The sequence below is a fragment of the Mangrovimonas yunxiaonensis genome (assembly GCF_000733475.1).
Lineage (GTDB): Bacteria > Bacteroidota > Bacteroidia > Flavobacteriales > Flavobacteriaceae > Mangrovimonas > Mangrovimonas yunxiaonensis.
Genome location: NZ_JPFK01000007.1, coordinates 766,410 through 775,861, shown reverse-complemented (window position 1 = coordinate 775,861; position 9,452 = coordinate 766,410). Strand labels below are relative to the sequence as shown.

Sequence of the window (9,452 nt, the reverse complement as noted above, 5' to 3'; positions counted from 1 at the left end):
CCATCTGAACCATCGGCAACACCGCCATCAGAATCGATTGAACCACCATCGGAACAGTTGTCACTCCAGCTCGTGGTTAAATCATCTGGCCACGCTGTGTTACAACCCGGTAACATATAATCGTCTATATCGGCTATCGTTGGATCGGTCTCATCGTACATTCTAGATACACGCACGGTCTCGGTAGCACTGTTGCCACAATCATCCGTTACGCTAAACGTATACAATCTGTACTGGATACAACCATCTGAACCATCGGCAACACCGCCATCAGAATCGATTGAACCACCATCGGAACAGTTGTCGCTCCAGCTCGTGGTTAAATCATCTGGCCACGCTGTGTTACAACCCGGTAACATATAGTCGTCTATATCGGCTATCGTTGGATCGGTCTCATCGTACATTCTAGATACACGCACGGTCTCGGTAGCACTGTTGCCACAATCATCCGTTACGCTAAACGTATACAAGCGGTACTGGATACATCCATCTGAACCATCGGCAACACCGCCATCAGAATCGATTGAACCACCATCGGAACAGTTGTCACTCCAGCTCGTGGTTAAATCATCTGGCCACGCTGTGTTACAACCCGGTAACATATAATCGGCTATATCGGCTATCGTTGGATCGGTCTCATCGTACATTCTAGATACACGCACGGTCTCGGTAGCACTGTTGCCACAATCATCCGTTACGCTAAACGTATACAAGCGGTACTGGATACATCCATCTGAACCATCGGCAACACCGCCATCAGAATCGATTGAACCACCATCGGAACAGTTGTCGCTCCAGCTCGTGGTTAAATCATCTGGCCACGCTGTGTTACAACCCGGTAACATATAGTCGTCTATATCGGCTATCGTTGGATCGGTCTCATCGTACATTCTAGATACACGCACGGTCTCGGTAGCACTGTTGCCACAATCATCCGTTACGCTAAACGTATACAAGCGGTACTGGATACATCCATCTGAACCATCGGCAACACCGCCATCAGAATCGATTGAACCACCATCGGAACAGTTGTCGCTCCAGCTCGTGGTTAAATCATCTGGCCACGCTGTGTTACAACCCGGTAACATATAGTCGTCTATATCGGCTATCGTTGGATCGGTCTCATCGTACATTCTAGATACACGCACGGTCTCGGTAGCACTGTTGCCACGATCATCCGTTACGCTAAACGTATACAAGCGGTACTGGATACATCCATCTGAACCATCGGCAACACCGCCATCAGAATCGATTGAACCACCATCGGAACAGTTGTCGCTCCAGCTCGTGGTTAAATCATCTGGCCACGCTGTGTTACAACCTGGTAACATATAGTCGTCTATATCGGCTATCGTTGGATCGGTCTCATCGTACATTCTAGATACACGCACGGTCTCGGTAGCACTGTTGCCACAATCATCCGTTACGCTGAACGTATATAAGCGGTACTGGATACATCCATCTGAACCATCGGCAACACCGCCATCAGAATCAATTGATCCACCATCGGAACAGTTGTCACTCCAGCTCGTGGTTAAATCATCTGGCCACGCTGTGTTACAACCCGGTAACATATAGTCGTCTATATCGGCTATCGTTGGATCGGTCTCATCGACTGCCACTGTAAATGTTGTTTCACAGAATTCTTCTTGTTCACATTCATCTGAAACGGTATATCTAATTTTAGCAACACCGCCATCACAGAAGTTAGGGGCAACAAAATTTTCTAATGTAACTTCTTCATCATCTAAATAATATGCAAACGCTTCGGTTACAACACCACCGCCTCCTTCATAAGAAAAACCTGCACCATCCATCCATGACGCAAAATCTGCTGCGATGTCATCTTGACAGTCAACACTTACATTATCTGGACATGAAGGCACTAAGGTTTCTGCCTGCGTACCTTGGGTTACTGTAGCCGAGTTGCTTGCTGATGTACAGCCGCCAATGCCATTTCTTATAATAGTGGCCTCAACCATATAGGTACCCACTGTTGCATCGTAGGTGCTATTAACAGCCCCTTCAATAATATCCCAAGACTCTGTACCTGCATTCCAAACATACCATTGGTAGGTATAGGATACTCCTGGTGGGTCTGATGGAGGTACTGTTGAAACTGTTAAGGTTGCAGAGGTTTCAAAACATTCATATTCGGCATCATCAATTTCTACCACAACCTCTGGCTGATCTCCTAAATTAAATGGTCCTGCCATATCTTTAAGTGATGAAGTAAATGAAGCTGAAGATCTTGATTTTACCAAAACACTTCCGAATGGTCTTTCACAGGAACCGTCTTCAGAATTGGTATCAAACCCTAAAAGGGTTGAGTTAATAGCAAATTCTACAAACGTATCTGTTGGATATTCAGATATTTGATCCCCTCCAGAATCAATAGTTCCCCAATAAGGCGCTGCTGTAGGGCCGGTATTGTTTAACTCTGAGAAAATGGCTTCATCGGAAATTCCTTCACGAAGTGCAATTCTTGCATAACCAAAGTTGGACTCATCGCCTTCAACAGAATTAGTACAGGCAGCAAAAACATAGCCGTTACCAGCATCATAAAAATCAAAAGGTCTGTCGCCTAATGTATTAAAATTATCGAAATCTGCATCGGTTGGAAAATCGTTCTTATCAATCCATACCAATAATGTAATTTCGGCTTCTCTACCCCCTTGTGTATAATCTACAGACAATAGGATATCGCCGTGTTCTTCAACATTACCTGTGGCGCCAAACTTATAGGTTGTATGCCCACAATCCAGACCTTCTTCTGTGGGGTTTTCATAAACAATGTTAAATCCGTCTAGTTGAATTCGCTTTCTGAAGTATTCAAAATCTAAGTGGTTACTACCGTCGGCATCAGCTGTTGATGCAGCGATATAGGCCCATTGAAACGTAATGGGAAAGTCTCTTCTTAGGTGGGCGTAAACGTCGATAATATCTGTTTTTGCTGGCACATCACCTACTTTAAGGCCCCAGGCTCTAGGATCATCGAAGTTTTTGTTTATAGATTGATCAAACACCGTAGCGTCCTGATTGCCACCAGCCACATACTGGTCTCTATAAAACGCTGCATCTATCCATATCCTGTTATCGCCTTCTGGCGTTGAGTATATGGGCGCAGACTGCCTTAACTCGGCAAAGGCATTTTGCCCAGCACTAATTCCAGCTATTTCTGACAAAGCTTCAGGGGAGAATATATCAATAACTCCGGCTCCCGTGGCTGTGTTGCCATCTGGAGCGCTGTCTAGCCAGTCGTCTATGCCCAATGCTTGGTCGATATAAGCGGCCGCATCAAAAGGCCAATAAGATAATTGATCATCGTATACATCACCGTCTATACCAAAATCGGCATGGACAGATGTACCTGTGTCAATAGCCTGTGCCTGAAGTGTATTTTCAAAACATAAGCAACAGACTAGAACAAATAAAGTAATAAGTTTTTTCCAGGGAACCTCCCTAAAAAGCATTTTAATGTTGTTAGCATTCATGGTTAAATAGTTTTAGATTAAACAATAACCATAAACATTAGCTAACGCTAAGAACAAAAGTAGTTTGAGCAAAAACCTAACTCTTATTTTTAAAAAGAGTTAAACACTGCTATTAATCATTAATTATGCTATTATATTTAGCGAAGGTGAAACAAATATATGTTTTTTTTTTTTATTTAATCTCTAAAAACGAAAATAACTTTTTAATTACTAGTGAATTACAGCCCTAGGCATTTAGGCACGCCAAAGGAGCGACCTATTGCTCTTGTACCTTAGCTAGTATGATTTACATAAAAAAACGCAATCAAAATTAATGATTGCGTTTTTTAAGTTTGTGCTATTACTCGATTACTCTCGACATAACACGTTTATTATTTCACTGCTTTTTAAATTCGAAGTCCATACTTCGGACTTCACTCAGCACAGGCTACTTAACTTCTTCGAAGTCTACGTCTTCTACGTCGCTACCTTCGTTTGATGCTCCTGCATCGCCCTGTGGTTGCTCTGCTCCTGCTCCGCCTTGTTGGGCTTCGGCTTGTGCTTTGTACATCTCCTCGCTAGCGACTTTCCAGGCTTCGTTAATTTTCTCTAAAGCGGGATCGATAACGGCAATGTCTTTAGTCTCGTAAGCCTTTTTAAGGTCTTCCAAGGCGGCCTCGATTGGTTTTTTCTTATCATCAGATAGTTTATCACCAAATTCTTTCAGCTGACTTTCGGTTTGGAAAATCATGGCATCGGCTTGATTTAACTTATCGGCAGTTTCTTTTGCTTTAGCATCGGCTTCGGCATTGGCTTCTGCTTCTTGTTTCATCTTTTGGATTTCCTCTTCGGTTAATCCAGAAGACGCTTCAATTCTAATATCTTGTTTCTTACCGGTTGCTTTATCCTCGGCAGATACTTTTATAATACCGTTGGCATCAATATCGAAGGTTACTTCAATTTGAGGTGTTCCTCGTTTTGCTGGTGGAATACCATCTAGGTGGAAACGACCAATGGTTTTGTTATCGGCGGCCATAGGACGCTCTCCTTGCAATACATGTATTTCTACTGAAGGCTGATTGTCGGCAGCAGTTGAGAATACTTGCGATTTTTTGGTTGGAATGGTGGTATTAGCCTCGATTAACTTGGTCATTACATTACCCATGGTTTCTATACCAAGAGATAGTGGTGTAACGTCTAATAAAAGGACATCCTTAACATCTCCTGTTAATACCCCTCCTTGAATTCCGGCGCCAACAGCAACTACCTCGTCTGGGTTTACACCCTTGCTAGGTTTTTTACCAAAGAATTTTTCTACGGCTTCTTGTACCGCTGGAATACGTGTTGACCCACCTACTAAGATAATCTCATCGATATCGCTTGTTGATAATCCCGCAGCTTTAAGTGCCGATTGGCATGGCTCGATAGTACGTTTTACTAAATCGTCGATTAACTGTTCGAATTTAGAACGTGTTAGCGTGCGTACCAAGTGTTTTGGGCCACTTGCCGTTGCTGTAATGTAAGGTAGGTTAATTTCGGTTTGTGAAGAAGACGATAATTCAATCTTTGCTTTTTCGGCAGCTTCCTTTAAACGTTGTAGGGCCATGGCGTCTTTACGCAAGTCCATATCCTCTTCAGATTTAAACTCTTCTGCCAACCAGTTGATGATTTTTTCATCGACATCGTCACCTCCTAAGTGTGTATCACCATCGGTAGATAATACTTCAAATACGCCATCTCCTAGTTCTAGGATAGACACATCGTGTGTACCACCACCAAAGTCGAATACTACGATTTTTTGGTCCGAATCTTTTTTATCTAAACCATAAGCCAAAGCTGCAGCCGTAGGCTCGTTAATAATACGCTCTACTTTTAAACCTGCAATTTCCCCGGCTTCTTTAGTAGCTTGACGCTGCGAATCGTTAAAATACGCAGGCACGGTAATTACGGCTCCTGTTACATCTTGACCTAAATAGTCCTCGGCAGTTTTCTTCATTTTTTGAAGAATCATGGCCGAAAGCTCTTGTGGTGTGTATAAACGGCCATCAATATCTACCCTTGGGGTATCGTTATCGCCTTTTACCACTTTGTATGGTACGCGTCCTGCTTCTTTTTCAGATTCAGAATATTTGTTTCCCATAAAACGCTTAATCGAATACACGGTTTTATGTGGGTTGGTTACTGCTTGTCGTTTTGCCGGGTCGCCAACTTTAATTTCGCCACCCTCAACAAAAGCGATTACAGATGGTGTGGTACGCTTACCTTCTGCATTAGGGATTACAACGGGTTCGTTACCTTCCATTACTGAAACGCACGAGTTGGTTGTACCTAAATCAATTCCAATAATTTTACTCATAACTTTTTGTTTCTGTATTTTTGTTTCGTTCTTAATAGCAAGAACATTTATATTCATTTTAAACTCACTTAGTGTTTGTCAATCTTTATGCCATGACAAAAAATGTGACACGATGTCATATTGTTAATTTTTTAAAGGGACCTTCATATCTAAAAAGGTATTTGTACATTTAACAAAACCCTAAAGTGTTTTATCATGAAAAAGATTGTCTTGCTTGTTGTTTCTGCTTTTATATTATTTTCTTGTGAAGGTCCGCAAGGCCCACAAGGGCCTCCAGGGTATGACGGTGGCCTAATTGTTTCTAGTGCGTTTGAAATTGTAATCGATTTTAATGCCTCCAACAATTATGAGTTTGTCGAGCCTTATGGCTTTGATGTTTACCCCTCTGATGTAACCTTGGTTTACATCCTTTGGGATACCGCGAACGGTCAAGATATTTGGCGCCCACTACCTCAATTTATTGAGTTTAACGACAACTCCTCCCTAATTTACAATTTCGATTTTACCCAAAACGATGTGCGCTTTTTTCTAGAAGGCAGTACAGATTTTAGCACACTAGACCCTTTATGGACCCAAAACCAAGTGTTTAGGGTTGTTGTTGTACCTGCCGACAATGTAGACAATGTGGATGTAAACAGTTTGGATGCCGTTACCGAAGCTTACCAAATAGACCATTTTAACCTTAAATAGGCGGCTTTTAAATTTTTAAGCTCGGGTGCTTTTTAACATGCCTAAATTAGTCTTAGTTTAAGACAAACCGTATCTTTGTTTACAATCATTTAATGCATTAATATGGAATCTATTTCGGTTTTCGATATGTTAAAAATAGGCGTTGGGCCTTCTAGCTCGCACACCCTTGGTCCATGGCGGGCTGCAGAAAGATGGATTGCCGAACTTAAAGAAAAAAACAGATTTTCGAAAGTTGAAAAAGTTTCGGTCGATCTTTACGGTTCCCTTTCCTTAACTGGTAAAGGCCATGCTACAGATCTTGCTACGGTTTTAGGGTTAAGTGGCGCCGACCCAGAACGCATGCCAGTTGAAAATATCGATACCATTATTTCCCGTGTAAAAGCGCAAAAAGAAATTAACCTTAACAACGAAAGGATACTGCCTTTCGATTTTGAATCGGATATTAGGTTTAATAAAAAATTCCTGCCTTTTCATGCCAATGCCTTAACATTTACAGCAACCCTTAACGGCAAAAATTACAAGTCTACCTTCTACTCCATTGGCGGCGGATTTGTAGTTAAAGAAGAACGCAAAAATGCCAAGGCCAATAAAATTATTTTTTATTGTACGTTTCCTTATCCTACCGAAAAAGGGGTTGACCTGCTAAAGTATTGCAAAGACTTACAGCTGCCTGTTTCTGGTGTTGTTCTTGAAAACGAAAAATCCATACGCGACATAGAAACCATCGATGCCGAGCTAAAACGTATCTGGGACACCATGCTAGAATGCATGTATATTGGTTGCCATACCGAAGGCGAATTGCCCGGCGGATTGCATGTAAGACGCCGTGCTTTTGACATGCACCAAAAACTAAAAGGCGCATTAGCATACCAATCTCCCGAAGAATGGCTACAAGTTATTAGGCAAACCGAAGTTAAATTTAGATCTATTTTAAAATGGGTAAGCTGTTTTGCTCTGGCCGTAAACGAAGTTAACGCATCGCTTGGTCGCGTGGTTACAGCACCAACCAATGGTAGTGCTGGTGTTATTCCCGCCGTATTGATGTACTATATGGTTATTGAAAATCACGATGCTAATTTTGAACACATTAAAAAGTTTCTCTTGGTTGCCGGCGAAATAGGCAGTATTTTTAAGAAAGGGGCAACCATTAGTGCTGCTATGGGTGGGTGTCAAGCCGAAATAGGGGTTTCTTCTGCCATGGCTGCTGGAGCCCTTTGCGAACTGCTTGGAGGCTCGCCAGAACAAGTGCTTATGGCCGCAGAAATTGCCATGGAACACCATCTTGGTTTAACTTGCGACCCTATTGGTGGTCTGGTGCAAATTCCTTGCATAGAACGAAATTCCATGGGCGCCATAAAAGCCATAAATGCTGCAGAACTGGCATTGGATAGCGACCCCAACAATGCTAAAGTTCCTCTAGATAAAGTGGTTAATACCATGTGGGAAACTGCCAAAGACATGAACTCTAAATACAAAGAAACCAGCGAAGGTGGCTTGGCTATTGGGGTAAACCTAGTAGACTGCTAACCTAATCCTCTAAACACCCAAGACGTTTTCGTGTGTCGATTAGGTAAATAATCTGCCATGCCCCGTTATTGTTAAACAACTGAAACGAATTTACCCCGCAATGACTAAAATTATCGTTAAGCCAAAATTCGTATGGTATCCAGGCGTTTGCCATATTGCCATCGACCTTAATGGTATAGTCTAGTAGCTTTTCTTCCCACTTCTGGGTTTCGGGACGCCCACCAATGGCAGCTAGTAATTTAGTGAGGTCGTCGGTTGCTAATTGGTCTTGCCCTGCCTTGTTTTTAAAGGCCGTTTGCAATAAGATCTTATCGGCCAAGACCGATTTCATTAAAGTGGTATCGCCCTTATGAAATCCTTCAAAAAAGGTATCGATGGCTTGCTTTACCTCGATCTCCGGGTTGGTTTGCCCTATTACCGTAGTAACCATTAGCAAAGCTAAAAAACGTATTATTCTTACCATGCGTATTATTGTTTATAGTACTTAAAGGTAAAGTTTCCTGTTTTTTAACCGCTTAATTATAGAAAAGTTTAACAGTTAAACCCGTACATTTTGTTAATTTTACCATCCACTAAAAACTAAACTATGTCTGTAGCAAAAAAAGAATACAAGCGCATTACGGTAAAATCGTTGGTTGACATGAAAAATACTGGAGAAAAGATCTCGATGTTAACCGCCTATGATTATACTATGGCCAAGATTGTTGATGGGGCAGGAATTGATGTTATACTTGTAGGTGACTCTGCCAGTAATGTCATGGCAGGCCATGAAACCACCTTACCTATAACGTTGGATCAAATGATTTATCACGCCTCTTCCGTTGTACGTGCTATAGACCGAGCCTTAGTGGTGGTTGACCTCCCGTTTGGATCTTACCAAAGCGACCCAAAAGAAGCGTTACGCTCTGCCATAAGAATTATGAAAGAAAGTGGCGGACATGCTGTAAAGCTAGAGGGTGGTAAAGAAATTAAAGAGTCTATTAAACGCATTCTTAATGCCGGGATTCCTGTTATGGGACATTTAGGTTTAACTCCGCAGTCCATATATAAATTTGGCACTTATACGGTAAGAGCCAAAGAAGAAGAAGAAGCCGAACAGCTTATTGCCAATGCCAAAATGCTTGAAAAAATAGGGTGTTTTGCTATAGTTCTAGAGAAAATTCCGGCCAAACTTGCTAGTCAGGTGGCCAAAGCGCTAACCATTCCGGTAATTGGTATAGGCGCTGGCAGTGGTGTTGATGGCCAGGTTTTGGTACTGCATGACATGATTGGCATGACACATGAGTTTAACCCGCGTTTTTTACGCCGCTACATGAATCTATATGAAGAGATGACTACTGCCATTTCACAATATGCAGCCGATGTGAAGGCTGTGAGTTTTCCAAATGAAAATGAACAATATTAAT

General features: G+C 42.1%; 5 protein-coding genes and 1 pseudogene. 3 read left to right on the top strand and 3 right to left on the bottom strand.

Going from position 1 to position 9,452, the window contains the following annotated elements; all coding sequences use genetic code 11:
- Both IA57_RS10895 and dnaK read right to left on the bottom strand, forming a co-directional pair.
- Nucleotides 1–3,494 (bottom strand): annotated as a pseudogene (locus IA57_RS10895) (hypothetical protein); the annotation flags it as partial.
- Nucleotides 3,495–3,921: 427 nt separating this feature from the next.
- On the bottom strand, nt 3,922–5,886 hold the full coding sequence (gene dnaK, locus IA57_RS10890; RefSeq protein ID WP_084176756.1) for a molecular chaperone DnaK: 1,965 nt from the start codon (nt 5,884–5,886) through the stop codon (nt 3,922–3,924).
- 138 nt (nt 5,887–6,024) lie between these two features.
- Here dnaK and IA57_RS10885 point away from each other — a divergent pair, with 138 nt between their 5' ends.
- Together IA57_RS10885 and IA57_RS10880 are read left to right on the top strand one after the other, a co-directional pair.
- Nucleotides 6,025–6,519: a hypothetical protein gene (locus tag IA57_RS10885; RefSeq protein ID WP_036123168.1), complete on the top strand. Its 495-nt coding sequence runs from the start codon at nt 6,025–6,027 to the stop codon at nt 6,517–6,519.
- 102 nt (nt 6,520–6,621) lie between these two features.
- A complete protein-coding gene (locus IA57_RS10880; protein WP_036123167.1) occupies nt 6,622–8,046 on the top strand; it encodes an L-serine ammonia-lyase in 1,425 nt (474 codons plus the stop codon).
- A 1-nt stretch (nt 8,047) separates the two neighbouring features.
- Here IA57_RS10880 and IA57_RS10875 read toward each other — a convergent pair whose 3' ends face one another.
- Entirely contained in the window at nt 8,048–8,509 is a 462-nt protein-coding gene (locus IA57_RS10875) for a nuclear transport factor 2 family protein (RefSeq protein WP_036123164.1), read from the bottom strand.
- Nucleotides 8,510–8,632: 123 nt separating this feature from the next.
- On the opposite strand from IA57_RS10875, the gene panB reads away from it, so the two are divergent.
- Nucleotides 8,633–9,451 (top strand): 3-methyl-2-oxobutanoate hydroxymethyltransferase, encoded by an 819-nt coding sequence (gene panB, locus IA57_RS10870; RefSeq protein ID WP_036123160.1) that lies wholly within the window; start codon nt 8,633–8,635, stop codon nt 9,449–9,451.
- The last annotated feature ends 1 nt before the right edge of the window (nt 9,452 follow it).